This window comes from uncultured Devosia sp., from assembly GCF_913055165.1.
GTDB lineage: Bacteria > Pseudomonadota > Alphaproteobacteria > Rhizobiales > Devosiaceae > Devosia.
In genome coordinates, this window is sequence record NZ_CAJXJS010000027.1 from 1 (window position 1) to 25,317 (window position 25,317).

Annotated in this window: 27 protein-coding genes and 1 tRNA gene; 11 read left to right on the top strand and 17 right to left on the bottom strand. The window is 63.2% G+C overall.

The annotated features are described in order from the left end of the window. Window positions 1–749 (top strand): MFS transporter (locus QZ564_RS10430; RefSeq protein WP_297108972.1); only part of this gene is annotated, 749 nt, incomplete at its 5' end. Here the strand turns inward: QZ564_RS10430 and rsmA are convergent. The 5 genes from rsmA to QZ564_RS10455 all read right to left on the bottom strand — a co-directional run bounded on the left by rsmA (window position 746) and on the right by QZ564_RS10455 (window position 5,802). After that, window positions 746–1,588: a 16S rRNA (adenine(1518)-N(6)/adenine(1519)-N(6))-dimethyltransferase RsmA gene (rsmA, locus tag QZ564_RS10435; protein WP_297108976.1), complete on the bottom strand. Its 843-nt coding sequence runs from the start codon at window positions 1,586–1,588 to the stop codon at window positions 746–748. The two genes, QZ564_RS10430 and rsmA, sit on opposite strands and share 4 nt — an antisense overlap. After that, window positions 1,585–2,586, bottom strand: a complete 1,002-nt coding sequence (gene pdxA, locus QZ564_RS10440; RefSeq protein ID WP_297108979.1) for a 4-hydroxythreonine-4-phosphate dehydrogenase PdxA — start codon at window positions 2,584–2,586, stop codon at window positions 1,585–1,587. The genes rsmA and pdxA overlap by 4 nt, the downstream gene beginning before the upstream one ends. A gap of 88 nt (window positions 2,587–2,674) precedes the next feature. Beyond that, window positions 2,675–3,565, bottom strand: coding sequence for a SurA N-terminal domain-containing protein (locus tag QZ564_RS10445; protein WP_297108982.1), 891 nt, complete (start codon window positions 3,563–3,565; stop codon window positions 2,675–2,677). Window positions 3,566–3,661: 96 nt separating this feature from the next. Next, on the bottom strand, window positions 3,662–4,735 hold the full coding sequence (locus tag QZ564_RS10450; protein ID WP_297108985.1) for an LptF/LptG family permease: 1,074 nt from the start codon (window positions 4,733–4,735) through the stop codon (window positions 3,662–3,664). Beyond that, window positions 4,732–5,802: an LptF/LptG family permease gene (locus tag QZ564_RS10455; protein WP_297108988.1), complete on the bottom strand. Its 1,071-nt coding sequence runs from the start codon at window positions 5,800–5,802 to the stop codon at window positions 4,732–4,734. The genes QZ564_RS10450 and QZ564_RS10455 overlap by 4 nt, the downstream gene beginning before the upstream one ends. 171 nt (window positions 5,803–5,973) lie before the next feature. On the opposite strand from QZ564_RS10455, the gene QZ564_RS10460 reads away from it, so the two are divergent. Beyond that, on the top strand, window positions 5,974–6,420 hold the full coding sequence (locus QZ564_RS10460) for a DNA polymerase III subunit chi (protein WP_297108991.1): 447 nt from the start codon (window positions 5,974–5,976) through the stop codon (window positions 6,418–6,420). Further along, window positions 6,417–7,034: a YitT family protein gene (locus QZ564_RS10465; RefSeq protein ID WP_297108994.1), complete on the top strand. Its 618-nt coding sequence runs from the start codon at window positions 6,417–6,419 to the stop codon at window positions 7,032–7,034. The genes QZ564_RS10460 and QZ564_RS10465 overlap by 4 nt, the downstream gene beginning before the upstream one ends. 15 nt (window positions 7,035–7,049) lie before the next feature. Here the strand turns inward: QZ564_RS10465 and QZ564_RS10470 are convergent, their stop codons facing one another. From QZ564_RS10470 to QZ564_RS10485, 4 genes are all read right to left on the bottom strand, one after another. Beyond that, on the bottom strand, window positions 7,050–7,886 hold the full coding sequence (locus QZ564_RS10470; RefSeq protein WP_297108997.1) for a DUF4344 domain-containing metallopeptidase: 837 nt from the start codon (window positions 7,884–7,886) through the stop codon (window positions 7,050–7,052). Window positions 7,887–7,935: 49 nt separating this feature from the next. Next, window positions 7,936–8,742, bottom strand: a complete 807-nt coding sequence (locus QZ564_RS10475; protein ID WP_297108999.1) for a DUF4344 domain-containing metallopeptidase — start codon at window positions 8,740–8,742, stop codon at window positions 7,936–7,938. A 61-nt stretch (window positions 8,743–8,803) separates the two neighbouring features. Continuing rightward, the gene (locus QZ564_RS10480) at window positions 8,804–9,238 is read right to left on the bottom strand and encodes a cupin domain-containing protein (RefSeq protein ID WP_297109002.1); all 435 of its coding nucleotides are present in this window, start codon (window positions 9,236–9,238) and stop codon (window positions 8,804–8,806) included. Beyond that, window positions 9,235–11,109, bottom strand: coding sequence for an ABC-F family ATP-binding cassette domain-containing protein (locus QZ564_RS10485; RefSeq protein WP_297109005.1), 1,875 nt, complete (start codon window positions 11,107–11,109; stop codon window positions 9,235–9,237). Before QZ564_RS10485 ends, QZ564_RS10480 begins: the two co-directional genes overlap by 4 nt. A gap of 184 nt (window positions 11,110–11,293) precedes the next feature. On the opposite strand from QZ564_RS10485, the gene QZ564_RS10490 reads away from it, so the two are divergent. The 3 genes from QZ564_RS10490 to QZ564_RS10500 all read left to right on the top strand — a co-directional run bounded on the left by QZ564_RS10490 (window position 11,294) and on the right by QZ564_RS10500 (window position 14,447). Continuing rightward, on the top strand, window positions 11,294–11,671 hold the full coding sequence (locus QZ564_RS10490; RefSeq protein WP_297109008.1) for a hypothetical protein: 378 nt from the start codon (window positions 11,294–11,296) through the stop codon (window positions 11,669–11,671). 94 nt (window positions 11,672–11,765) lie between these two features. Next, complete coding sequence (ndk, locus tag QZ564_RS10495) at window positions 11,766–12,188, top strand: nucleoside-diphosphate kinase (protein ID WP_297109105.1); 423 nt, start codon at window positions 11,766–11,768, stop codon at window positions 12,186–12,188. A 348-nt stretch (window positions 12,189–12,536) separates the two neighbouring features. After that, complete coding sequence (locus QZ564_RS10500) at window positions 12,537–14,447, top strand: DEAD/DEAH box helicase (protein WP_297109011.1); 1,911 nt, start codon at window positions 12,537–12,539, stop codon at window positions 14,445–14,447. Window positions 14,448–14,638: 191 nt separating this feature from the next. Here the strand turns inward: QZ564_RS10500 and QZ564_RS10505 are convergent, their stop codons facing one another. Continuing rightward, complete coding sequence (locus QZ564_RS10505) at window positions 14,639–14,890, bottom strand: hypothetical protein (RefSeq protein WP_297109013.1); 252 nt, start codon at window positions 14,888–14,890, stop codon at window positions 14,639–14,641. Here QZ564_RS10505 and QZ564_RS10510 point away from each other — a divergent pair. After that, window positions 14,880–15,470 (top strand): hypothetical protein, encoded by a 591-nt coding sequence (locus QZ564_RS10510; protein WP_297109015.1) that lies wholly within the window; start codon window positions 14,880–14,882, stop codon window positions 15,468–15,470. The two genes, QZ564_RS10505 and QZ564_RS10510, sit on opposite strands and share 11 nt — an antisense overlap. Window positions 15,471–15,561: 91 nt before the next feature. Continuing rightward, a complete protein-coding gene (locus QZ564_RS10515; RefSeq protein ID WP_297109017.1) occupies window positions 15,562–17,655 on the top strand; it encodes a molybdopterin oxidoreductase family protein in 2,094 nt (697 codons plus the stop codon). 6 nt (window positions 17,656–17,661) lie between these two features. Here the strand turns inward: QZ564_RS10515 and QZ564_RS10520 are convergent, their stop codons facing one another. Next, entirely contained in the window at window positions 17,662–18,429 is a 768-nt protein-coding gene (locus tag QZ564_RS10520) for a sulfite exporter TauE/SafE family protein (protein WP_297109019.1), read from the bottom strand. A 286-nt stretch (window positions 18,430–18,715) separates the two neighbouring features. Here QZ564_RS10520 and QZ564_RS10525 point away from each other — a divergent pair, with 286 nt between their 5' ends. Further along, the gene (locus QZ564_RS10525) at window positions 18,716–19,156 is read left to right on the top strand and encodes a glyoxalase superfamily protein (RefSeq protein ID WP_297109021.1); all 441 of its coding nucleotides are present in this window, start codon (window positions 18,716–18,718) and stop codon (window positions 19,154–19,156) included. Between the two features lie 6 nt (window positions 19,157–19,162). Here QZ564_RS10525 and QZ564_RS10530 read toward each other — a convergent pair whose 3' ends face one another. Beyond that, the gene (locus QZ564_RS10530; protein ID WP_297109023.1) at window positions 19,163–19,690 is read right to left on the bottom strand and encodes a DUF2147 domain-containing protein; all 528 of its coding nucleotides are present in this window, start codon (window positions 19,688–19,690) and stop codon (window positions 19,163–19,165) included. A gap of 237 nt (window positions 19,691–19,927) precedes the next feature. Here QZ564_RS10530 and QZ564_RS10535 point away from each other — a divergent pair. Next, window positions 19,928–20,017, top strand: a tRNA-Ser gene (locus QZ564_RS10535). Window positions 20,018–20,036: 19 nt separating this feature from the next. On the opposite strand, the gene QZ564_RS10540 is transcribed toward QZ564_RS10535, so the two are convergent. Then, complete coding sequence (locus QZ564_RS10540) at window positions 20,037–20,267, bottom strand: hypothetical protein (protein ID WP_297109025.1); 231 nt, start codon at window positions 20,265–20,267, stop codon at window positions 20,037–20,039. On the opposite strand from QZ564_RS10540, the gene QZ564_RS10545 reads away from it, so the two are divergent. Next, window positions 20,266–22,185 (top strand): heavy metal translocating P-type ATPase, encoded by a 1,920-nt coding sequence (locus tag QZ564_RS10545; RefSeq protein ID WP_297109027.1) that lies wholly within the window; start codon window positions 20,266–20,268, stop codon window positions 22,183–22,185. The two genes, QZ564_RS10540 and QZ564_RS10545, sit on opposite strands and share 2 nt — an antisense overlap. Window positions 22,186–22,194: 9 nt before the next feature. On the opposite strand, the gene ehuA is transcribed toward QZ564_RS10545, so the two are convergent. From ehuA to ehuB, 4 genes are all read right to left on the bottom strand, one after another. Beyond that, complete coding sequence (ehuA, locus tag QZ564_RS10550) at window positions 22,195–22,974, bottom strand: ectoine/hydroxyectoine ABC transporter ATP-binding protein EhuA (protein ID WP_297109029.1); 780 nt, start codon at window positions 22,972–22,974, stop codon at window positions 22,195–22,197. Next, the gene (gene ehuD / locus QZ564_RS10555; RefSeq protein ID WP_297109031.1) at window positions 22,971–23,663 is read right to left on the bottom strand and encodes an ectoine/hydroxyectoine ABC transporter permease subunit EhuD; all 693 of its coding nucleotides are present in this window, start codon (window positions 23,661–23,663) and stop codon (window positions 22,971–22,973) included. The genes ehuA and ehuD overlap by 4 nt, the downstream gene beginning before the upstream one ends. A 3-nt stretch (window positions 23,664–23,666) precedes the next feature. Then, on the bottom strand, window positions 23,667–24,338 hold the full coding sequence (gene ehuC / locus QZ564_RS10560; protein ID WP_297109033.1) for an ectoine/hydroxyectoine ABC transporter permease subunit EhuC: 672 nt from the start codon (window positions 24,336–24,338) through the stop codon (window positions 23,667–23,669). Window positions 24,339–24,420: 82 nt separating this feature from the next. Then, the gene (gene ehuB / locus QZ564_RS10565; RefSeq protein WP_297109037.1) at window positions 24,421–25,287 is read right to left on the bottom strand and encodes an ectoine/hydroxyectoine ABC transporter substrate-binding protein EhuB; all 867 of its coding nucleotides are present in this window, start codon (window positions 25,285–25,287) and stop codon (window positions 24,421–24,423) included. Window positions 25,288–25,317: the final 30 nt, after the last annotated feature.

Below are 25,317 nucleotides of genomic sequence, written 5' to 3' on the forward strand. Positions count from 1 at the left end.
TCCTCTCCGACTTCCTCGGCTGGCGGCTGGGCACCGGCATACTAGCCGGTCTCATCCTTGCCGCAGCCATTGCGGTCGCCATCCTGCTGCCAAAGCCACGCGCCTTTGTCCGCGATCCCATCGGCCTGGGGGAACTCTGGCGCCGCTGCCGCGCCAGTTTCGATGACGCAGCTTTACCCTGGCTCTTTGCTGCGTCCTTCCTGCTCATGGGCGGCTTCGTGACGCTCTACAATTATGCCGGTTTCCGCCTTGCCCTGCCGCCCTTCACGCTCAGTCATTCGGCCATAGCGTCGATCTTCCTTGTCTATGTGCTGGGCAGCGTCACCTCCACCTGGGCCGGCGGCCTGTCGCAGCGGCTTGGCCGCCGCAAGGTTTTTTGGGCCCTTGTGGCCCTCATGGGCGCAGGCATGGCCATCACCCTCATCGACAACACGCTGGTCATCATCCTCGGGCTGGCTATTGCCACCATGGGCTTCTTTGCCGCCCATGGGGTCGCCAGCGCCTGGGTCACGCGCCGTGCCCGTGTCGGCAAGGCGCAGGCCTCGGCCATTTATCTCGTCGCCTATTATCTGGGCGCCTCGATCCTGGGCACACTTGGCGGCTATGCCTGGACGGCCTGGGCCTGGCCCGGCGTCATGCTGGTGAGCGGCGGCGCGGCCGCGCTGGCGCTGCTGGTGGCGATTAGGCTGGTATTTGTGGCGCCGTTGCCGATGCCAGAAAGGGCCGCGGCACCGCCCGTGGCATCCTAGCGCAATCCCGGCAGTGCCCGTGCCATGGCCAGGAACGCCTCGATCGGCAGTTCCTCGGCCCGCTCGTCACCTTTGAGGCCGGCAGCGGCCAACAGCCCCTCCACGGGCACGCCGAGCGATTTCAGCGACTGCCGGACCATCTTACGGCGCTGGCCAAAGGCCGCCTTGGTAACCTGCTCGACCAGCTTCACCGGTAGGCCCTCTTCAACCGGCTTGGGCACGATATGCACCACGGCCGAGGTGACGCTGGGCGGCGGCACGAAGGCCTGCCGCGAGACATTGAAGGCGATGCGGGCATCGGTCCGCCATCCCGCGAGCACGCCCAGACGGCCATAGTGATTGTCCCCGGGCCTTGCCACGATCCGCTCGGCCACTTCGCGCTGAAACATCAGCGTCAGGCTCTCGAAGAAGGGCGGCCACGGCTCCATGGTCAGCCAGCCGGTGAGCAGCTGGGTACCGATATTGTAGGGCAGATTGGCCACGATCCGCGTCGGACCGTTGGCCAGCAGGCGGTAGTCCATCTCCATGGCGTCACCGCCGATGACGGTAAGGCGGCCGGGATAGGCGTCGGAGATTTCCGCCAGGGCAGGCAGGGCGCGGGCATCGCGCTCGATGGCGATCACTTCTCGCGCACCCTCGGCCAGCAGCGCGCGCGTCAATCCACCAGGGCCGGGACCCACCTCGATGACGCGTACCCCTTCCAGCGAACCGCCGACGCGGGCAATGCGCGCCGTCAGGTTGAGATCGAGCAGGAAGTTCTGGCCCAATTCCTTCTTGGCGCGGAGCCCATGGGCGTTGATGACCTCGCGCAGCGGCGGAAGTTTGTCGATTTGGCTCATGCTTTGGAGGCCGTCATCTGGTCCGCCATGGCGATGGCCGCAGCGAAGCTGGAAGGGGAGGCCTTGCCGGTGCCGGCAAGATCGAAGGCGGTGCCATGGTCGGGCGAAGTGCGCACGATGGGCAGGCCGAGCGTGACATTGACTCCGGCATCGAAGGCGACTGTCTTGATGGGGATCAGCGCCTGGTCGTGATACATGGCGAGGACGGCATCATATTGCCGCCAATGTGGCGGATAGAACAACGTATCGCCGGGCAGGGGGCCGACCGCGTTGATCCCCTCGGCGACGGCATCGGCAATGGCCGGTCCGATGATTTCCACATCCTCCCGCCCGATCGTCCCGCCTTCGCCCGCATGCGGGTTGAGACCGGCCACCGCGATGTGGGGCGCTGCAATGTGGAAGCGTTGTCTGAGGTCATGCGCCATGACCTTGAGCGTATCGACGATCAGCTTGCGGTTGATCAGCCCCGGCACGTCCTTGATCGGCACGTGGATGGTCAGCGGCACGGTCCGCAGGTCTTCATGCGCCAGCATCATCACCGGCAACCTCGCGTGGCCGTCGATGGCGCAGAGATCGGCCAGGAATTCGGTATGGCCGGCATGCTTGAACCCAGCCTGGTAAAGCGCACCCTTGTGGATAGGGGCGGTGACCACGGCGCGGCAATGGCCGGTGAGGGTGGAATGCACGGCTTGCTCAATGGCTTTGATCACCACTGGCGCGGCGTGTTCATCCACAATGCCGGGCAGGTCCGCCACCATCCCCTCTATGTGGACGACAGGCATCGCTTTTTCGAAGGCCGCAACGGCTTCGTCGGCCGCCACGCGTCGGATGTCCAGGGCGAGACCAAGTCTTTTTGCCCGCGCGGCCAAAAAACCCTCATGACCGAACACCACGAAGGGCGGCAGGTTGCGCTCGACGCGCTGCGCATAGAGAGCAAGCAACAGGTCCGGCCCGATCCCGGCAGGCTCACCCATGGTCACAGCCAATGGTGCTGGCATGCTGTCCCCCAAAGACAGGACGGCCGCTCCATGCGGCCGCCCCCAAACCTTTGCCGACGATTGTATCAGCGGCCGACGCCGCAAGGTTTTACTGGTAGAAAATCTTGGCCTGGCTGCGCAGGCGCTCGAGATAGGCCTCGGCCTCCTTGGCGAGCGCATCGCCACCGGCGTCCTCACGCAGGCCACCCTTGACGAAGGTCAGGTCCTCGGCCTGCACTTTCTCGCAAACGGCCAGCATGGACAGACCGGTCTCGACGGCGCGCGGCTTGCTGATGCCGCCCACATTGAGGCCGGCCAGTTCCTTGGCGATGGCATCCGGCATCTGTGTTGCGTGCCGGCGGCCGATATCGACAACGGCCACATCGGTGTAAGCGAGCGAGAGTTCCACCGCCGTGTCGCAGCCGGCAAAGCTGGAGCGATAGCGATTGGCCTGGCCCGAACGTCCGCCGCCACCGACGAAGATAACTTCCTTGAGGATGTAGTCGAACTTCTGGAAGTCGGCGACCTGCTGGGCGGCGCGCTGATCCAGCTCGAGCTCGGAAATCTGCACCTGGGGCACGACAGCCGCCTCGGTCACGGCGTTCCAGGCAATGGCGGCCCGCAACCGGTCCTGCAGGGTCTGGGAGCTGACGCCGCCCTGCTGCAGCATGGTTTGCAGGCGATCCCGGCTCACATTGAGGTTGCGGGCGATCTGCAGAAAGGCCTCGTCGACCTGCGCGTTGGATACATTGATGCCCAGCCGCTTGGCTTCCTGAAGCTGAATGGCCTCGGTGATCAGCTGCTGCATGGCGCCGTTGCGGCCAGTATTGTTTCCTTCCATGCGGAAGAGCCTTAGGCGCTGGTCCACCTGGACGTCGCTGATCGGCTCGCCATTGACGGTCGCCACCGTTGCGGCCCATGCGGGCGAGACAGCGCCCAGCACAAGGGCAAGTCCAATGAACATCGCGCCAAATGCGCGCCGGAGCTCAGCAAAGATCATGGTCGGTTCCGCTTGTCGTGTGACGCCTTCAATGGGGCGTCAGAGCCAGTTTTGTCAATTGGGCGATGATTGAGGCCAAAATCCGGATTGTCCCGGTCACGTCCAGCCGTCTTCCTTGCGCAGCAACACCGTCACCCCGATGACAATGGCAACCATGGCCGGCCCCGTGGCCGCGAACAAGGGGTCGAGCACGCCGGTGCTGCCGGCGCGGTCGGCCATTTCGGTGATGATGAAGACGATGAACCCCAGAACTATTCCATAAAGAACCGCCGGGCCGAATTGGGAATTGCGGCTATAGCCGGCGGTGAAGGCAAAGCCGATGAGCAGCGATCCGGTCAGCACCAGCGGCAACGCCAGTAGCTTGATCAGGCGCATCGAAGTGGCGGCGCGGATCGAGGGGTCGCTGACGCCGCGCTGCAGCAGCCTCGCCAGTTCAAAGAATGTCATGTCTTCGGTCGAGGCCAGCTTGAGGCTGATTTCGGCCGCTGAAGACCGGGTGGGGACCCGCAGGTCGAATACGGTCCGGGCCGGATCAACTGGGGCTCGAACCAGCGCTTCCGGGAAGGTCCAGTACCCCGCTTCCAGTATGGCCTCGGGTGCCTCGATGCGGGGCGTCTCGCTCGGTCCGAGGTGAAACAGGGTCACATCGGCCAGCCGCGATCCCCCCTGCGACATGCCACGTCCCATCAAGACATAGTGAACGCCATCGCCCCTTTGCTCCAGCCAGACCTCGCCCGGCGGCGTCAACTGGGTGACCTGACCCGGCGGGGTGGGCGCAAGCTCGCGATTGATCATGGTGCTGGTCGTCTCAGCCAGCAGGGCAATCAGCAGGCTTGCCACGAACAGCACGGCCACTGGCGCGCGCAACACCCGCCAGATCGACATGCCGCTGGCTTTGATCACCGTGAGTTCATGCCGAATCTTGAGATCGGCCAGCCCCAGTATTGTGCCCATCAGCACAGTCACTGGCAGCGTCTTGATCGTCCAACGTACCGCGCTCATGGCGACCATGACCACGGCCATATGCAGCCCGCGCTGTTCGGCCACATAGGTGAACCGCCAGGTGTCCAGAGATTCCACCAGAGCAATGAGCCCGTAGAAAATGAACACGGTCGCCGCGATACGGCTGAACAGCCGGGCCAGCACGACCTCGTCGATATTGTTGATCATGATGCCACCGCCACCGCCCTGGGGTGTCGTGGCCACACCCGAAAAGCGAGAATGGCACCGCCGGCCAGAATGAGCATGATGGCGCCTGTGCCGGTGCCCAATGGACTATAGGCGCTGATCCCGCGCTCACCGAAGGCCACCAGCATGACCAGGGCCTCGAGCGGCAGCTTGAACCGGGTGCGATTGCCACTGGGAAAGCCAGCCATCGCGACCACCAGCAGTACCAGGCCCAGCACCCGCAAGCCCTCCGCCGAACGGTCCAGCAGGCGTTTGACGATATTGGGCTCCCACCCGCTTTCGATGGCGCGGGCGATCAGGCCGAAGCTGTCGGTTTCCCCCAGCACGTCGACCTGGGCCACTTGCTGGGCGAGGCTCTCGACGCTGACGTCGTAGCGCGAGAAGCGAATCTCGGAATATCGACCGTCGGCTTCGCTGTACTGCAAGGTGCCGTCGCGCAATTCGAGCACATAGTCCTCGCCCACGCTGACCACGCGCGCGGAAGCGGCAATATAGGTCCGGCGGGTATCGGGATCACGCCGGTCATCAGCGAAGAATTCGGTGATTTCTCCGCCATCGGCACGCCCGCCGATGAGCAGTATTACGCCGGGGGTAACCTGGGTGAACCGGTTCGGCTTGAGAGTCGAGCTGACCAGATCAGCCGCGACTTCTGCCGAAAGGCGGTTGAGCTGCTTGTTTGCAAGGGGTTCAACGAAATGGGCGAAAAGCAATACCAGCGCCACGGCGGTGCAGCAGGTTGCAACAGTCGCGCGCCAGAGCCCACCCAGGCCATTGCTGGTGTGGATGATATGCAGTTCATGGCTGGCCTGCAGCGCCGTCAGCGCCCGCACCACGCCAATGCCGACGCAAATGTAGAAGAACGACAGCGCCAATGGCGGCATGGTGTAGAGCGCCTGCAGCGCCAGGGTGCCAAAACCCTGGCCCTTGACCGAGACAACGTCGAACGATCGCAGGCAGTTGACCAGCCAGAGAAGGAAGCACACGATCCCGAACAGGATCAGCGCATCGCTGGCGAACAGGCGCGTCAGATAGCGGGTCAGTCGTCTCATGCGCGCTTCGGTTGCAGCTCTTGCTGATTTGCGTGGGATGAATCGTGCCGCACCTTGCGGTACTTCGCTGTTCGGCACAATCTCCGATCACGTGATACATGTCGGTTCGCATGGGCTCCTCTCGGCCCATACCTGACAAGCCAGCCGCGGCGCGGCAATCATTGTGGAGCCATGGCCGAAGTTCTTTTCTATCACCTGGAAGCCCGCCCGCTTGAGGCCGTCATTCCCCTGCTTCTGGAGAAGACTCTGGAACGCGGTTGGCGTGCGGTGGTGGAGGTCGGATCGCGCGAACGGGCGGAAGCGCTTGATGCCCATCTCTGGACCTATCGCGACGATAGCTTTCTCGCCCATGGCCTCGCCGGCGAGGACACTGACGCGCTCCAGCCCATCCTGATCACCACTGAATCCGACAATCCCAATGGCGCCGCAGTCCGGTTCTTCGCTGATGGGGCCGTGCCCCAGTCCGGCGAGGGTTATGAGCGGCTGGTCTACCTCTTCTCCGGTCATGATCCTGAGGCGGTGCAGGCCGCCCGTGAAGCGTGGAAGGTGCTGAGGCAGGCCAATGAGGTGACCTACTGGCAGCAGGAGGCCAGTGGCCGCTGGATGAAGAAGGCATGACCCCTGATCTTTCGACGCCTAGCCGGCACAAGCTGCACGAAGACATCTTTGCCATGCTGATCGGCACCATGCTGGTGTCGCTGGGTATTGCCTTCTATTCGCAGGTCCAGTTGACCACCGGCAGCAGCGCCGGTCTGGCATTGCTTCTGCAATACATCACCGGCATTCCTTTCGGCTGGCTGTTCTTTGCCATCAACCTGCCGTTCTACGCCTTGGCGTATTTCCGCATGGGGCTGCCCTTCACCCTCAAGACCATTGCCAGCGTGGCGCTGGTGTCGGTCTTTTCCACCCAGATACCGGGCTGGATCGGCATCGAGCGCATCGACCCGCTCTTTGCTGCCCTGGTGGGCGGCGGGTTGATGGGGCTGGGCATCCTGTCCCTGTTCCGCCACAAGGCCAGCGTTGGCGGTATCAACATCCTGGCGCTGTTCCTGCAGGAAAATTTCGGCATTCGTGCCGGCTATTTCCAGCTCGGCGTCGATGCGGTGATCCTGGTTATTGCCTTCTTCGTCTTGCCCTTCGACCGGGTAATCTATTCGATCCTTGGGGCGCTGGTGCTCAACATGATTATCGCCCTGAACCATCGTCCAGGGCGATATGTCGGGTTTAGCTGAGGCTCGGACGCTCGTTTATTCCAGCCCGGTGTCCTCGCCGGTGTCGCCCCAGCCGGCAATGTCATAGACATAGAGATTGTACATCTCGGCGGCCAGTTCGTAGCAATATGTCACCTCGCCGGCAGACGGATCATAATAGGCATTGGCCTCGCCGCACTGGGTGGCCCGGAACGTTACGGGCTGGGGCAGGGCGTAGGAGCTGGTGATTTCGTCCGCGGCCCGCTCCAGGACGCCTTCTTCCTTGAGCGCAACGGCGAACTCCTCGAAATCCCCTGCATCCTCGTAGATCACTTCGATCGGCGCGCTCTCATTGCCATTGAGCTCATGGGCGGAAAGTAGTGTCCCCCAGGACGCCAGCGCCTGCTCATAGGTATAGGCGCAATTCTCCTGCTGGTCGGGGTCCAGCTCATAGATGTCCGCCGTCTCTCCGAAATTGTCGGGATCGGCGCCAACCATCAGGCAGACCATGGCATAGGCGCGCTGGATATCCAGGCTATGCTCGTCATAGTAGGAGAATTCGTCGACGCCCGAGCCGGTGGAATTCACCGCATTGTAGTACCAGCCATCTGACGCATCGATGAGGGCGTTGAAGGCGTAGTCCTGATCCTCGTCATTGAGCAGCCAGATCGTGGCCAGCGTATCGACCGCGTCCTCCTCCTTGCCAAGGACTGGCAGGCCCAGTTCGCCCACCAGCATGTGTCCCACTTCATGGTAGACGGTGAAGGCTGCGTCATGCATGGCAAACGCCATCGCATCTTGCAGGACCTGGTTCTCGTCATCCTGCGCCGCCGCGCCACCACTCAGCGTCACGCACACAAAAATCGCGGCCAGGGCCGCTGCACACTGCTTCATCAAAAACCCCCTGTGGCGGCCTGCCGCCGGATCCTCAAGGATCAGCGCCTCAATTGCGACTGCGTTGTTCCCGCTGGTCCAGATGAAGCTGCATGAAATCCTGCATCAACTCATAGCAGAAGATGATTTCGGTTGTCGCGGGGTCATAGAAGGCATTGGACTCGCCACAGCGGCGCGCGGTGAACCGAACCTGGCCATCCAGCCGATAGCCGCGGCGCAGCTCTTCGGCGACCTCGTCAAAGATGCCGCTACCGCGAAAAGCCCTTTCGGCCAGCCGCAATCGCGTTCCGCCATCGTGATAGGTGACGTCGACACGCGTGCCCGAGTTGCCGCGCGCGAGCAGCGTGTCCATGCTCCGGTTGATCAGCTCATAATCGTAAAGGCAGGTGTGCTGGCGTTCCGAAGGAATGTCATAGGCGTTGGCAATGCTGCGAAAGGCAGTTCGGTCAGCCCCGACCATCAGGCAGATGATCTGCATGGCCCGGTGGCGGTCGGGACTATATCCGGAGGCGTAGTCGTCACCCCCGAAATAGTCGCCATAGCGGGCCCCGGTCAGCACCCAGCCATCGGCGGCATCTTCCAGTGCCTGGTTCGCCTCGGGCGTACCCTTTTCCAACAGGACCCAGGTCGCGATGTGATCGGCGGCGTCCTCTTCCTTGCCCAGAACGGGCAAGGAGAGCTTGTCGATCAAGAGGTGCGCAACCTCGTGATAGAGCGTGAAGAGGCTGTTGTTGACGGCGAAGCGCAATGTCTCGGCGCGCTCCTGCTTGGAGAGGCCCGACATATCTTGCGCATTGGCCGGCAGGACGGGTGCGGCCAGTGCCATCGCGACTATCAAGGCAATCACACGCAACATGGCACGCCTCACACCGGATCGGTATCCAGTCAAGATCACAGCGAGGGCATCGTCAATGGCTTCAACGCAACGTGGTGAAGCTCTCCGGTTGCCAATCAGGCGGCGCCAGCTCGAAACCATCGAAGCGGAAGCCGGGGGCGACCGTACACCCGACCAGGGTCCAGTCGCCCAGGCTGCGCGCCGACTGCCAGGCATGGGCGGGGACGATCCCCTGCGGACGCTGCCCCGCCAACAGGTTTGGCCCCAGCACGATGGACTGCCGGTCGGCGGTATTGGCAATGTCCAGCGTCAGTGGCGCGCCGGCATGCCAGTGCCAGATTTCTACGGCATCGACCCGGTGCCAATGCGAGACCTCGCCGGCCTTGAGCAGGAAATAGATGGCTGTGGATCGTGCTCGTACATCCGGGCCCGGTTCATCCGCGAAGGTCTGGATATACCAGCCGCCCTCGGGATGCGGCTGCAGGTCCAGTTCGGCGATGATTTCCTCGGCCGTCATGCGCGTTCAGCCTCTTCCAGTTCTGCACTGAACTCAAGCCATGTCTCCTCCAAGGCCTCAAGGTCTGTGCTGAACCGCGCCTTGTCCTTGCCCAGGGCGATCAGCCGGTCCGGCGGTCCGTCATAGACTTTTGGATCGGCAAGTTGCGCCTCGATCTTGTCGATCTCGGTCCGAAGCCGCTTCATCTTGTTTTCGGCATCGGCAATTTTCTTCTTGAGCGGCGCCAGCTCGGCTCGCCGTGCCGCCGCCTCCTGACGCGACTGCTTGCGATCGCCGCCATTGGCCGCGCCGCCGCTCGATTTGGTGTCCTTGGACGAGGTTATGTTGCGCTGGTAGCTGTCCAGATCCTCGTCCAGCTCGCGGATCGTGCCGTTTTCTGCGATCCAGAGCGTGTCGCAGGTGGCTTCAATCAGATGCCGGTCGTGCGAAATGATCAGCACCGCGCCCTGATAGTCGTTGAGCGCATAGACCAGCGCATCGCGGCTATCGATATCGAGATGGTTCGTCGGTTCGTCGAGGATCATCATCGACGGCCCCGAAAAGGTGATCAGACCCATCAGCAGCCGCGCGCGCTCGCCACCACTGAGGTTCTTGGCCTTGGTGTCCATGCGGCTGGTCGTCAGCCCCATCTGCGCCAGCCGGCTCCGCCGCTTGGTCTCGTTGTCGAGCGGCATGAGCGCGGCCACATGTTCCAGCGGCGTCTGCTCGGGCTTGAGCTTGTCCATCTGGTGCTGGGCGAAATGGGCGATCTCGAGCTTCTTGTTGATCTTGAGATTGCCATCGATGACCGGGATGTCGCCCGCCAGCAGCTTGGCAAAGGTCGACTTGCCATTGCCGTTGACGCCGATCAGCGCGATGCGGGCATCCGGGTCGATGCGCTGGGTGACGTTTCTGAGGATCACCTTGTCGCCATAGCCGGTCGACACCTTGTCCAGCGTGATCATCGGCGTCGGTAGCTCAACCTTGGGCTGCTGGAACTGGAATGGCGCCGCATGCTCGTCGAACATCGCCTCGGGCGGCCGCAGCTTCTCAATCATCTTGACGCGTGCCTGCGCCTGCTTGGCCTTGGTCGCCTTTGCCTTGAAGCGGTCGACGAATTTCTGCAGATGCGCGATTTGCTCCAGCGTCTTTTCGCGCTGCTTGTTGTTGAGCTCCATCTGCATGCGACGCGTTTCCTCGAACGTGTCGTAATTGCCCTTGTAATAGGTGAGCTTCCGGTGCTCGAGATGCACGATCGCATTGACCGCCTTGTTGAGCAGGTCACGATCGTGGCTGATGAGGAAGACCGTGTAGGGGTAGGTGGCCAGGTATTTTTCCAGCCACAGCGTGCCTTCAAGGTCGAGATAGTTGGTCGGCTCGTCCAGCAGCAAGAGGTCAGGCTGCGAAAACAGCACCGCCGCCAGGGCCACACGCATGCGCCAGCCGCCCGAAAGCTCGCGCGTCGGCGCATTCTGCCGGTCATGCTCGAAGCCCAGGCCCTTGAGGATCGACGAGGCCCGCGCCTCTGCCGAATGCGCGTCGATATCGGCCAACCGCATATGGATTTCGCCGATCCTGTGCGGGTCCGTCGCCGTCTCGGCCTCGGCCAGCAACGCCGAGCGCTCCTTGTCGGCGGCCAGCACCACTTCGAGTACCGTCTCTTCGCCCGCCGGCGCCTCCTGCGCCACCGCGCCGATGCGCGCCTTCTTGTTGACCTCGGTGGACCCGCTATCGGCCCCGATATGCCCCTGGATCAGGTGGAACAGCGTGGTCTTGCCCGTCCCGTTCTTGCCCACGAACCCGGCCTTGGCGCCATCGGGCAGAACGAGTGAGGCGTCCTCGAACAGCGGGCGCCCCTGAATGCGATAGGTGAGATTGTTGATCTTGAGCATGGGTCCGATAATCCGCTTGCGTCGCACCCCGCGCGCGCCTGGGGCAGGGGACACATCAATTCTTCCCGCTGGATTAGGGTTTTCGCAGGCGACTGGCAACCTGTTGGCTGCTGAAGATCAATGCCGGGCATCGAATTGCGGTGTGCTGCGTTTCCATTTGGACAGAGCGAAGGAGGACTGAACCATGACACTTCAACGCGCCGCCGGACTTGCCCTCGCCGTCGCCCTGCTTGCTACGCCTGCGCTCGCTCAGGAGCGTGGCGGTGTGGTGCTGGAAGACCTCACGGCCGCCAGGATCCATGACAACGACATCAAGATCGAATTCACCTACCAGGGCAGCGCCTGCGAAGAGGTCCTGCCCGCCGCAGTGGGGGAGGAGACCGATGGTACGCTGATTGCCGTCTTCCCAACCATCGCTACGGCCGAAGTCTGCACCATGCAGGTCGTCGATATTGAGGTCGATCAAATCATCGAAGGTTCGAATGCCACATCGAGCGTCGATGTCACGCTTCTGGCGCCGGATGGTACGGTGCTGGGCAAGGAACTCGCCCGGCTGGATTGATATCGTGACAAGGCGGCACCGCCGTCTTGCCACCTTCAAACTCTCCCGTTACAAGGCGCCACCTTTCCCACGCATGAAGCAGGAACCAACCGCCATGGCGCTCGAACGCACCTTCTCCATCATCAAGCCCGATGCCGTCCGCCGCAACCTGATCGGCAAGATCATCGCCAAGTTCGAAGAGAACGGCCTGCGCCCCATCGCCATGAAGAAGATCCATATGACCCGCGAACAGGCCGAAGGCTTTTACGCGGTCCACAAGGAGCGCCCCTTCTTTGGCGAACTGGTCGAGCAGATGATTGCCTCGCCGGTCGTCGTGCAGGTGCTGGAAGGCGAAAACGCCATCCTCAAGAACCGCGAAATCATGGGCGCCACCAACCCGGCCAATGCCGATGAAGGCACCATCCGCAAGGAATTCGCCCTCTCCGTCGGCGAAAACTCGGTCCACGGTTCGGACGCCCCCGAAACCGCTGCCCAGGAAATCAAGTTCTTCTTCACCGACGACGAGATCGTTGGGTGAGACCCGACGGCTGGCCTAGCCAGCCGTCAAATCGCTCCGGTGGAGCGATTTGAGGGGCGAACGCCCTGAGCCATGCGAAGGGCCGGGGCGACCTTCACCTCTCCCTCGGGGGGAGAGGTCGGCGCGTAGCGCCGGGTGAGGGGGCCTTTGCTCCCATCGCGCCACCCCAAACACCAGGCCGCCCGCCGGGCGGCCTTTTTGCTTGATTGTGCTATATCTGGCACGACCCTTGGCTCCCGCATTGTCGCCGGAGTCCTCACCAACCGCCCTTTTTGAGCGAAGATGTCCCGGAGTTTTGGGAGTGGACATCGCGCTTGCCGGGGCTGTGCTGCTTAGTGAAAGCCCCTGATGTCTCTGCCTGAAACCATTGTCGCCCCCATTGCCCGCGCCCTTGAGGCCAAGGGCTATGAAAGCCTGACCCCTGTCCAGTCCGCCGTCATCGAGTCCGAGGCCGATGGCCGCGACCTCCTCGTCTCCGCCCAGACCGGGTCGGGCAAGACGGTCGCCTTCGGCATGGCCATCGCGCCAACCCTATTGGGCGACGACCTGATCCTGCCCGCACCTGGCGCGCCGCTGGCCCTCGTTATCGCCCCGACCCGCGAACTGGCCATGCAGGTCCGCCGCGAACTCGACTGGCTCTATGCCGAAATGCATGCCCAGACCGCTGCCGGCGTCGGTGGCATGGATCAGCGCACCGAGCGCCGGGCACTGGAACGCGGCGCCCATATCGTCGTCGGCACGCCCGGGCGCCTGCGCGACCACATCACCCGCGGCGCCCTGGACATGTCGGCCCTGCGCGCCGTCGTCCTCGACGAGGCTGACGAAATGCTCGATCTGGGCTTCCGCGAAGACCTCGAATTCATTCTGGCGGCTGCCCCCGAGGATCGCCGCACCCTGCTGTTCTCGGCCACAGTCCCGCGTCCCATCGCCGATCTTGCCAAGACCTTCCAGAACAATGCGCTGCGCATCAGCGCCACCAGTTCGGGCGAGCAGCATGCCGATATCGACTACAAGCTCATGGTCGTGCCTGCCGACCAGCGCGAGAACGCCGTCATCAACACGCTGCTTTGGTACGAAAGCACCAATACCATCGTGTTCGCCTCCACCCGCGAGGCGGTGAAGCACCTATCGGCGCGCCTCCACAATCGCGGCTTTGACGTCGTTACTCTCTCGGGCGAACTGACCCAGTCCGAGCGCACCAATGCGCTCCAGGCCATGCGCGACGGCCGCGCGCGCATCTGTGTTGCCACCGACGTGGCCGCCCGCGGCATCGACCTGCCCAATCTCGACCTCGTCATCCATGCCGAACTGCCCATGAACGCCGAGACGCTGCTGCACCGTTCTGGCCGCACTGGACGCGCCGGCCGCAAGGGCACCTGCGTGGTGATTTCGCCCAGCCATCGCAAGCGGGTCGCGCTGTCCATCCTTCGCGCCGCCAAGATCGAGGCGCAGATGGCACAGCCGCCCAGTGCGGCGGACATCGATGCGCGCTATCAGGAGCATATCCTGACCGCGCCCAATCTGCTCACCGCCGCCAACGAAGATGAAGCGCCTCTGGTGGCCCAGCTGATCGAGCGTCACACCCCCGAAGTCATCGCCGCCGCCTATTTGCGCCTGCAGCTGGCGGCCCGCCCCGTGCCCGAAGATGTCGTCGCTGCCGCGCCCGACGAAGCTCGTGCGCCCCGCTCACGCGAGCGCTTTGCCGGCGGCAGCTGGTTCAAGGTCAATCTGGGCCGCAAGCAGCGGGCCGAGCCGCGCTGGCTCCTGCCCATGATCTGCAAGGCCGGCGGCGTCACCAAGGGCGATATCGGCTCGATCCGCATCTTCGACACCGAGACCATTTTCGAGATCGCCGCCGACAAGGTCGACAGCTTCCTCCGCTCCGTCGGCAAGAACGGCACTGGCGAAAAGGGCGTGCACATCGGCGCCGTCGAGGGTCCGGGCGAACGGCCTGATCGGCCACAGGGCAAGCGCCGCCCACCCGGCCCGCCGGAAAAATACGATCCGATGAAGCCGCGCCCCGAAAAGGCGGACCGCAAGGAGCGCTATGGCAAGCCGAAGTCCGATGACTTCGAGGCTTTCATGGAAACGCCACGACCGCCGCGCGACCCCAAAGCCGCAAAGGGTCCCAAGCCCTTTGCAGCCAAGGACAAGGGCAAGCCGAAATGGGCCAAGCCGGCTGCCGAAGGTGAGGCGCGCCCTCAAAAGAAGAAGGCCCCCAAGTCCAAGGATCACAAGAAGAACCGCGCGCCCGAGTGATCAGGCCAGGGCCGGTTTCGGCCGGCCCAGCCGTTCAAGATTGCCAATGGCCGCATGGCAATTTCGTCCTCGCGATTGCGTCGACAGCACTGCTGTCGACTGAGGCTTTTTCGCAACGCTTCAGATCAACGTGATTGGGAGCGCGCCAGCCCGCCTGGGCTGTGGTCGAAACTCTTCGTGCCAACAAAATCTCAGTTGAAACAATCGCTTGCCGGAATGCTGTGAATCTGGCTGGCAAGCGGTTGAATCTGTTTCTCATCCCTTCGCCACTCGCTGCGCGGGATAATGGCACTGCTGCCCCAGTTTTGGCGAAATTGTGAATGGCCAAATCGATTTGATTGCATAACTTTGAATGCGAACTGCCGAGTATGCGTCGCCGGCCCCGCTTTTATGGAGATTTGCAGCGTGCCTTTGCGTTGGCAGGAAGTGGCTTTGCCGCTCATTACCATCACCCTTCTGATCATCCTCAAGCACATCCCCATGACTGACCACCTGCCGCTGTCGCGTGCGGCGGGCGTTGTGGCATTTGGCTACGCGGCTTTCCTCGCCCTGCGCCTGCTGCAGCCCGAAGAGGCCGTGATGGTCGAAGGTGGCTGGGCCGAACTGCGCCCCTCCATGGTTGAATATTTCGCCTGCTATGGCGCTGCTGCTCTCGCCGCTATCCTCCTCTTCGCCGTGATCATAATGGGTCACGTGGCCGACCCCACCCAGCTTGTCGCGACCTATCTGGCTGTCGTGCTGCTGGCAGGCGGTTCGCTCGGCATCGGCTTTGCGGGTCTCTTCACCAAGACGCGTTGGGATCATCGTCAGGTAACCCATCGCAACGCCATGGGACGCGAAACGAAACTGGACTGGTCCGAGGTGCGGCAGGTGCGTCCCAACTGGCGCGGCATCACCATCACCGGAGCCTCGGGGCGCATCACCTTTTCCCAGTTTCATGGCGGCGCTGCGCAACTTGCCAAGCATGCGGCCACTCGTGCGCGGCGGAACGCTGAAACGGCCACCAAGGCATTTGCAGCCTGAAGGCGCCACCTCGGGGGTCATCACCGTCCCTGATCGCATCCATCACCACAATGCGATTGTTCCGGGGCAGGGGTGGGACTAGGCTTGCGCCATGAACGCCCCCACTGCCCAGCGCACCATCCGTTCCGTCTGCCCGCATGACTGCCCCTCGGTCTGCGCGCTGGACGTCGACATCCTTGCCGATGGCAACATCGGCCGTGTGCGCGGCGCCAAAGACGATCCCTATACGGCCGGCGTCATCTGCGAGAAGGTGGCGCGCTATGCCGAGCGCATCCATCACCCCGACCGCCTGACCCACCCCCTGCGTCGGGTCGGCCCCAAGGGGGCAGGGCAGTGGCAACGCATTTCCTGGGACGAGGCGCTCGACGAGATCGCCCGGCGGTTTCTTGCCATCGAGGCCGAGCATGGCCCGGAGGCCATCTGGCCCTATTTCTATGCCGGCACCATGGGCCATGTGCATCGCGACGGCATCGAGCGTCTGCGCGCCGTGCGCGGCTATTCGCATCAATATGACACCATCTGCACCGGTCTCGCCTGGCCCGGCTATATCGCCGGCACCGGCCTTCTGGGTGGCGTCAATCCCGAGCAGATGGCCGAGGCCGATTGCGTGGTCATCTGGGGCACCAATGCGGTGCATACCCAGGTTAATGTGATGACCCATGCCATGAAGGCCCGCAAGACGCGCGGCGCCAGGGTGGTGGTCATCGACATCTATCGCAATGCCACCATGGACCAGGCCGATATGGGGTTGGTCGTGAGGCCCGGCACCGATGGCGCATTGGCAGTCGCCACCATGCATGTGCTGCTGCGCGATGGTCTGGCCGATCGGGACTACATGGCCCGGTTCACCGATTTCTCGCCCGAGTTCGAAGCCCATCTCGCAACTCGCACGCCGGAATGGGCGGCGGATATCACCGGGCTCTCGGTCGCCGAGATCGAAGCCTTCGCCCATCTCGTCGGTAAGACCCCACGTACCTTCTTCCGGCTTGGCTTCGGCTTTTCGCGCCAGCGCAATGGCTCGACCGCCATGCATGCCGCGCTCTCCATTCCCGCCATGACCGGCGCCTGGCAACACCGCGGCGGCGGCGCCTTTCATTCCAATTCCGGCACATGGGGCCTCGACAAGTCCCACCTCACTGGCAAGCACCTGCAAAAGGGCACGCCCCGCCTGCTCGATATGTCCGAGATCGGACCCATCCTCACCGGCAATGCCAGGGCCCTGCAGGGCGGTGGACCGGTGCATGCCATGATCGTGCAGAATACCAATCCCGCGACTGTGGCGCCGCATCAGGCGCTGGTGCGGCAGGGCCTGATGCGCGAGGATCTGTTCCTGGTGGTCCATGAGCAGTTCATGACCGAGACGGCCGAACTGGCCGATATCGTGCTGCCGGCCACCATGTTCCTCGAACATAATGACTACTACACCCGCGGCGGCCATACCCGCATCCTGTATGGCCCTGCCGTGGTCGACGCACCGGGCGAGGCGCGCTCCAATCACGACGTCATCAACGCCATTGCGCAGCGTCTGGGCAGCGACGACCCGACCTTCCAGACCAGCGATCGCGACGTGGTGGCCGACACCTTTGCGCGGTCCAACTATCCGGCGCTCGAAGAGGTGGAAAAGACTGGCTATATCGATCGCGGCCGGCCCGACGACGAAGCCCGCTTTGCCAATGGTTTTGCCTGGCCCGACGGGCGCTTCCGCTTCGCGCCCGATTGGCAGGCAGTCTCGGACAAGAAGGGTTATCGCTGGGTCTGCGATCCAGCCATCATGCCCCGCTTTGCCGACCATTGGGCCATCACCGAAGCAACCGACGCCGAATACCCCTTCAAGCTGGCCACCAGCCCGTCGCGCGCTTTCCTCAACTCCTCCTTCAACCAGACTCCGGGCAGCCTCATGCGCGAGGGTGAACCGAGCGTCCTTATCCACCCCGACGACGCTGCCCGGCTGGGAATTGCAGACGGCGCCGCAGTCGTGGTCGGCAATCATCGCGGCGCGGTGCAACTGACCGCGCGGCTGTTCGACGGGTTGCGTACCGGCGTGCTGATCGCCGAGGGCCTGCACCGCAACAAGGCGCATCGCGGCGGGCAGGGCATCAATACGCTCACCAGCGCCGAACCGGCCCCGCCCTTCGGCGGTGCCCCGTTCCACGACGCTGCCGTGTGGGTCAGACTGGCGGACTAGGGTCCATCAGGCGAAATAAGCCGTCCAGAAGAAATACCCGGTCATGCCGATGCCATAGACGATCACGCCCAGGCGGATCCACAGCGTCGGAATGAACTGCGCCAGCCGTGCCGCCACATAGCCGCCAATGGTGACGCCCACCAGCGCGATCGAGCCGTGATACCAATCGATCGTGCCGTTCAGGGCAAATCGTGCCACCGCCACCACCGCCACGATGGACGAGATATAGAGCTTGAGGCCGTTCATCGCGTGGATGTCGGTCATCCCCGCCATGGCGAGGAAAGCCAACAGCAAAATGCCCAGGCCCGCATTGAAGAACCCGCCATAAACACAGACGGCCGCCAGCAGGGACAGGATCAGCACCGCCCCGAGCGTCTTCAGGCCGCGCCTCTCGCCACTACGCGCCCTCAGCGCTGTGTTGATCCGGTTGCCGAATACGAAAAGTGTCACGGCAAACGCCATCAGCCAGGGCACAACCAGCGAGAACAATTCGTCCGAAACGACCAGCAGCAGTTCCGCACCGACATAGCCAAAGAAGGCTGCGACAAGACCGTAGGTGACAAGCTTGTCCTTGTGCGCCTGCATGGCGTTCCAATAGCCAATGGTGCCGCTGACATAGCCGGGCAGGGCCGCGTAGGTGTTGGACGCATTGGCCAGGACAGGAGGAACGCCCGCGAAGAGCAATGCCGGAAAAACGATGAACGAGCCGCCACCCGCCAGCGAATTGACCGCGCCACCCAGCAGGCCTGCTACGAGCAGCAGAATTTCGTTCATCTTGGTACTCCTGGACCTCGTCCCGTTCTCGTAGCGCCCAATGCCAACCGTGCCCAATGCAATTGTCTGATCGCGCCATCACCGCACGTGATCGGCCCGCCCTTGACTTGACGGCCACACGGGAGCATTTACGCGTTCGGTTGTTGGCACCTGCCGCCCGCGGATCGCAAGATCCATGGTGAAGTCCAGCTCTAAACGATGATCCCTTCGGTTGTTTCTCCCAAGGCGCATCATGGCAATGCGGGCTCCCATGTGAATTGTCGCCTCCCATACGGAGAGCCCGAACATGTCGTTTTCCCTCGATACCCCCTCTGCCCAAACCCTCAAATCCGAAGCCAAGGCCCTGCGCGAACAGCGGGCCCGGGACGGCCAGCCGATGACCCATGGCGCCGCCCTCGAAGAGGTCGCGCGCGCCCATGGTTATCGCGACTGGAACACCGCTCGCGCGGCCTTGCCAGAGCGTGTCGCCGTGCCCTTTCAGGTCGGCATGCGCGTTAAGGGCTTCTACCTCGAACAGCCCTTCAAGGGCCTGCTGATCGGGGTGCAGCTTGCCCACAACATGCAGGCCTATACCGTCACCATCCAGTTCGATGAACCGGTCAATGTCACGCCCGACTTCATGTTTGCCGCCTATCGACAGCGTGTGGTCTCGACCGTTGACATGCGCGGCATCTCTCCGGCCTTGCGAGGCAATGGCCAGCCACAGATGCGCTTGATGCGTGAATAGCCGTCCCTACTGCGCCGGGGCGGCATCCGCCGTCTCGGCCTCTGCCTCGGCTGCGGCGCGCGCCTCAAGTTCTTCGGCAGGCACACGCGTCCACTCTTCGCCCCGGCACACCACGTTAAACAGCACACAGCCATTCAGCCGCGCCGTATCCGGCCCGATCATTTCCACATAGCCCGAATAGGTGTTGCCGTCCTCGGGGTTGTAGATTTCCCCGTCAAATATATAGGGTTGATTGCCCTGCCAAAGGGTCAGGATCTGCAGGCCGAGCATCGGCCGGTCGCGCAGCTCGGGGTCCTTGTTGCGATAGTCGAAAAAGTCCTCAGGCGCCATGGCGGCGGCGGCTTCCGCTTCGGCCCCGCTCAGCATGCCTTCGGGCACGACAATCCGTGACAGGTAGCCGCAATAGCCTTCCGGACAGACCGCTATCGTCACCTCCGACAGCAATGCCGTGCGCCAGACACCCTCTATGGGCGTCTGCGCCGACGCGGCGGCGGCCCCGCAGGCCGCAAACAGCATTGTGGCAGCCAGCCGCATTGGACGGCGCCCAGACTTGTCCCAGCCATTCATTCGATTCTGCCTCTTGCTTTCGCCGCCATTCTTTCACGGTTCGGGTTCAATCCGCCCTGGCGTGATATAAGCCACGACTATTCGCCCAAACCAACCAAATTGCGGCGGCAGGGTGCCACCTCTTCCACAGCCAGCCGGCCATACGGTGCTGTGGACAAAAACCGCTTGCCATCGCCCAAACGGACAGCTAGACCCGACCCCGCCGGAGAGGTGGCCGAGTGGTCGAAGGCACACCCCTGCTAAGGGTGCAGATCGGGAACGGTCTCGAGGGTTCGAATCCCTTCCTCTCCGCCACTACCTCTTATGGTTATAACTAATTGATTTTCCTGATGTTCTGGAAAGTCAGTTTTTTGCGATACCCCACTTTGCCTGAAAAAACAGATGGTTCCGTTAGGCGCCACCCGCTGCGCTTGCGCGTCGCGGCGTACTCGACGCCGTGTTGCTCATGCGCGATGATGGCGATCGCGCAAGAGGCGTAGGCATCGGCCGCCTTCCTTCCCAGGAGCCGCGATAGCCGCCTCAGCCTCAGGAAGATGAGTCGCATGGAAACGGCCCCGACCGATCGCTTCAAGACAGCCATCCTGCTCATCGCCGTAACGGGTCTCCTCGCAGGACTTGCGTTCAGCTTGGCTGGCAAGTCCGACATAGCCACTCTGGTGTGGATTGGCGGGGTCGTGCCAGCGCTGGCAGCGCTCGTTGTCGAGATATTTAGAAGCCTGCGCTCCGGCGAGGTCGGGCTCGACATCGTCGCGGCATTATCCATGACGGCAGCACTAGTCTTCGGAGAGACACTGGCCGCGGCGGTCGTCGCAGTGATGTATTCCGGAGGCACCTTCCTTGAAGCCTTCGCTGAAGGTCGCGCAAGGCGTGAGATGCATGACCTCCTGTCCCGCGTACCCCGTACGGCAACGCGTCATCGGAACGGTGGACTGGAGGAGGTGCCACTTGAGCAGATTGCACCCGGAGACCGCCTGCTGATCCGGCAGGGTGATGTGGTCCCGGTGGACGGCAAGGTGGCGTCCGAGGTTGCCTTTGTCGACACATCGGCGCTGACCGGCGAGTCCCTGCCGGTCAGGCTGATGCATGGCGCAGAGGCCATGAGCGGCTCGACCAATTCTGGCGAAGCCTTCGACCTGACGGCGACGCGTGAGGCCAAGGACAGCACCTATGCCGGAATTGTCCGGCTGGTGGAGGAGGCGCAGGCGTCCAAGGCGCCGATGTCACGGCTGGCAGATCAATGGTCGCTCGGCTTTCTCGCGGTGACCGTCAGCATCGCCTTCGCGGCCTGGTGGTTCACCGGCGATCCGATCAGGGCTGTCGCCGTTCTGGTCGTGGCGACGCCCTGTCCGTTGATCCTGGCCGTGCCGGTCGCTCTGGTGGCAGGCCTGTCGCGAGCTGCACATTTTGGCGTGCTGATCAAGGGCGCAGGGCCGCTCGAGACGATGGCGCGCATCCGCACGCTGATCCTCGACAAGACGGGCACATTGACCGATGGCCGTCCGCAGATCGTATCGATCGACCGCCACCTCGATATGAGCGAGGGGGATATTCTCCGGCTGGCGGCGGCACTGGACCAGGCATCCAAGCATCCCGTGGCGCAGGCCATTGTGGCTGCTGCGAAAGCGCGCGGGCTCACCTTGCCTGTGCCCTCGGAGGTGTCTGAGAGTCCAGGCGAAGGCATTGCGGGTCAGGTCGAAGGCAGCTGGGTCGTTGTCGGTGGGGACGGCTTCGTTGCAGCCCGTATCGGGCGGCCGGCGGCGGAACAGGCCACCATGGCTGCCGGATCGCTTCTCGTCGCTGTGGCGGTCGATGGCCGGATGGCAGGACACCTCCTCATGTCAGATCCACTTCGCGAAGGCGCGGGTGTCATGCTCGAAGGCCTGCGTCGCGAAGGCGTCTCGCGCATACTGCTCGCCACCGGTGACCGCGCCGACGTCGCCGAGCGCGTGACCGAAGGGCTTGGCCTTGATGGGTTGCGGGCCGGTCTTTCGCCGGACCAGAAGGTTCTGCTTGTGCTTACGGAGCGAAAGCGCGGGCCTGTCATGATGGTGGGCGACGGCGTCAACGACGCGCCGGCGCTGGCGGCGGCAGATGTCGGGGTGGCGATGGGAGCGCGCGGCGCCGCCGCTTCGGCTGAGGCGGCCGATGTGGTGCTGCTCGTTGACCGGATCGATCGGCTGGGACCCGGGATCGAAATTGCGCGAGCTGCGCGTCGCATCGCGGTAGAAAGCGTCGTCGCCGGCATCGGCCTGTCTGTCCTCGGGATGATTGCCGCAGCCTATGGCTACCTCTCGCCAGTGCAGGGCGCCCTGCTGCAAGAGGTAATCGACGTCGCCGTGATCCTGAACGCCCTGCGGGCCCTGCGCATCGCACCACGAGAGCCCGCGGCGATGAAACCTGTTGCAACGACCACCGGGCCGGTCGACGTTGCGCAGGGAACCCAGAACATATTCAGAGATTGAGCGGCACCCTCAACTGTCCAGCACGGCCTGCAGAAACTCGCGGGTGCGCTCTTCGCTGGGGTCGGTGAAGAGTTCTTCCGGCGCCCCTTCCTCGCGGATGCGACCCTGATCGAAGAAGCAGACGCGGTCCGAGATTTCGCGGGCAAAGCGCATTTCGTGGGTCACTAGCAGCATGGTCAAATCATGCTCATGCGCCAGCTTGCCGATCACGTTGAGCACCTCGCCGACAAGTTCCGGGTCCAGTGCTGACGTCGGCTCGTCGAACAGCAGGATATTGGGGCGCATGGCCAGCGCCCGGGCGATACCCACGCGCTGCTGCTGGCCGCCCGACAGCTGGTGCGGATATTTCTGTGCCTGATCGGCCAGGCCCACCAGCTCCAGCAGTTCCTCGGCCCGTTGGCGCGCCTCCTGCTTGGACAGGCCCAACACCTTGACCGGCGCTTCAGTAATATTGCGCAACACCGTCATATGCGGGAACAGGTTGAACTGCTGGAACACCATGCCGAGCTGGGCGCGCATCTTGTGCAGATGCGCCTCGCTGGCCGGCTTCAGCGTGCCGTCCGGACCCTTTTCGTGCCACAGCGGCTCGCCATTGACCGTCACCACCCCGCCATTGATGCCTTCGAGCGTCATCAGAATGCGTAGCACGGTCGATTTGCCTGAGCCGGATGGCCCGATAATGGAGACCTTCTCGCCCTTCTTGACTTCGAAATCGAGTTCGTTGAGCACGGTCAGGTCGCCGAAGCGCTTGATGACCTTGTCAAATTTGATGATCGGTTCGTCGGTCATTTCAAGGGAATCCCCTGCTTGGGCAGCCAGGTGTCGAGCAGGCGCACGCCCGCCGAGGCCACCAATGTCATGATGAGATAGAGCGCGCCGACCATGGACAGCGGCACGAGATAGTCGAAAGTCCGGTCGCCCACGATCTTGGCGACGTTGAGCATTTCCAGCACGGTCACCACCGAAAGCACCGGCACGTCCTTCATGATCGAGACGAGGTAATTGCCCATGGCGGGGATGATGCGCGGGATCGCCTGCGGCACCACCACATGGGTAAAGGTGTGCGTGCCCGAAAAGTTCAGTGCCCGCGCGGCTTCGCGTTGGTCGGCGCCGACTGCTTCGATGCCGGCGCGATACACCTCCGAGGTATAGGCACTGTACTGGATGCCCAGCGCTAGTGCGCCGGTCAGGAAAGCGGGCAGGACGATGCCGAACTCGGGCAGCACGTAGTAGAGAAAGAAGAGCTGCACGAGCAGGGGCGTGTCGCGGATGAACTCCGTCACCACCCGTGCCGGCCAGGCGATGAAGCGCGACGGCGCGGATTTGAGGACCGCCCAGATCAGCCCGAGCACCAGGGCAACGAAAAAGCCCAGCACGGTGGCCTGGATGGTCACGATCATGCCGGTCAGCAGGATCGGCAGGATGGACAGGGCAAAGGCGAGGGGACTGGAGAGGTCCCATTCATATCCAAATAGCATGGGTCAGCTCCTCGCGACGCGCCAGCGGCTCACATAGGCTTCAAGGCCGCGCATGATGGCGGTGAGCACCAGGGCCATGCCGAAATAGGTCACCAGCAGCATGGAATAGATCGTGGTGCTGTCCTGGGTGAAATTGCGGATCTGCTCGGCGCGGAACGTCAGGTCGCCCAGGCTGATCAGCGAGACCAGCGCTGTGTCTTTCAGGTTCTGCACCGCCAGATTGCCGAAAGACGGCATCATCTCGGGGATGGCCTGTGGAATGGTGATGGTCCACAGCGTCTGGCGCGGCGTGAAGTTGAGCGCGCGGGCAGCCTCGTGCTGGTCCTTGTGCACCGACTGGATTGCGCCACGCACCACTTCGGCTCCATAGGCGCCAATATTCAGGCTCAAGGCCAGTACGCCTGCAACGACTGGCGGCAGCCTCAGGTCGAGCCCGATGGCCATGCCGGCAATGGGCAGGGCGAAATAGAGCCAGAACAGCTGCACCAGCAGGGATGTTCCGCGGAACACCTCGATATAGGCGACCGAAACACCCTTGATGGCCCAGTTTGACGAGATCTTGCCGATGCCCGCCGCAAAGGCCAGCAGGCCCCCCAATAGGGTGGAGTAGAAAGTCAGCTGTATTGTCACCCAGGCCCCTTGCATTAGGGGAGGGAGATATTCAGTCCAGTGCATGTGTCAGCTTCCGTGCAGTGGTTGAACGCGCGGAGGGCGGGCGCCGGAGCACCCGCCCAGAATGAACTTCCGTGACGCCGGATTACTCGGCGGCGCAGAGCTCCTCGGTGGTGCGCTGACCCGAGCCATCCACGTCGGACTGGGTGAAGCCATAGCCCATAAGGGTCTCGGACCACTCGGGCGTTGCCTTGTACTCGGCCAGGGCCTCGTTCACGGCGTCGCGCAGTGCTTCATTGCCCGAGGCAAAGGTGAACCCGCCCCAGCTGCGCACTTCTTCGCCGTCGATGACGGGGTCGGTGAAATCAGAAGCCACTTCCACGCCGTCATTCTGCTCGGCCAGGCCGCTGGCGGTCAGGCTGGTCGCCGCATAGGCGTCGGCACGGCCGGTCGAAACGGTCGAGATGGCGTCGGCATTGGCCGCGATGGTGACCAGATTGGCCTCATCCACACCCAGCGCCTGCATCATTTCAAGCTGGTCGGCGCCCGCCATGATGGCGACCTTGAGGTCGGGGTTCTCGGCGAAGTCCGCATAGGCATGGATGTCCTTGGGGTTACCGGCGGCAACCAGCAGGCCTTCACCATAGGAGGTGTTGGGCTCCGAAAAGAGCACCTGCTGGCAGCGATCGGGCAGGATCGCCATTTCGGCGGCGACCATGTCGAAGCGGTCGGCCTGCAAGCCAGGGATCAGCGACGAGAAATTGGTGGTCACCCACTCGATGTTCTCGACGCCCAGCTCTTCCATGATGGCCTTGGCCACATCCGGCCCGGCACCCTTGGCTTCGCCACTGGGATCGACATAGCCGTAAGGAATTTCGTTCGCCACGGCGATGCGGATCGAGCCGCTTTCCTGGATCTCTTCCAGCGTGGCAGCACTGACGGCGGTGGAGGCAAGAGCCGAAGCGGCGATGGCGGACAGCGCCATGACTGCGGATTTTCCGAATTTGGTCATGTGTGTTCTCCTCTTGTGGTTTCTTCGGGC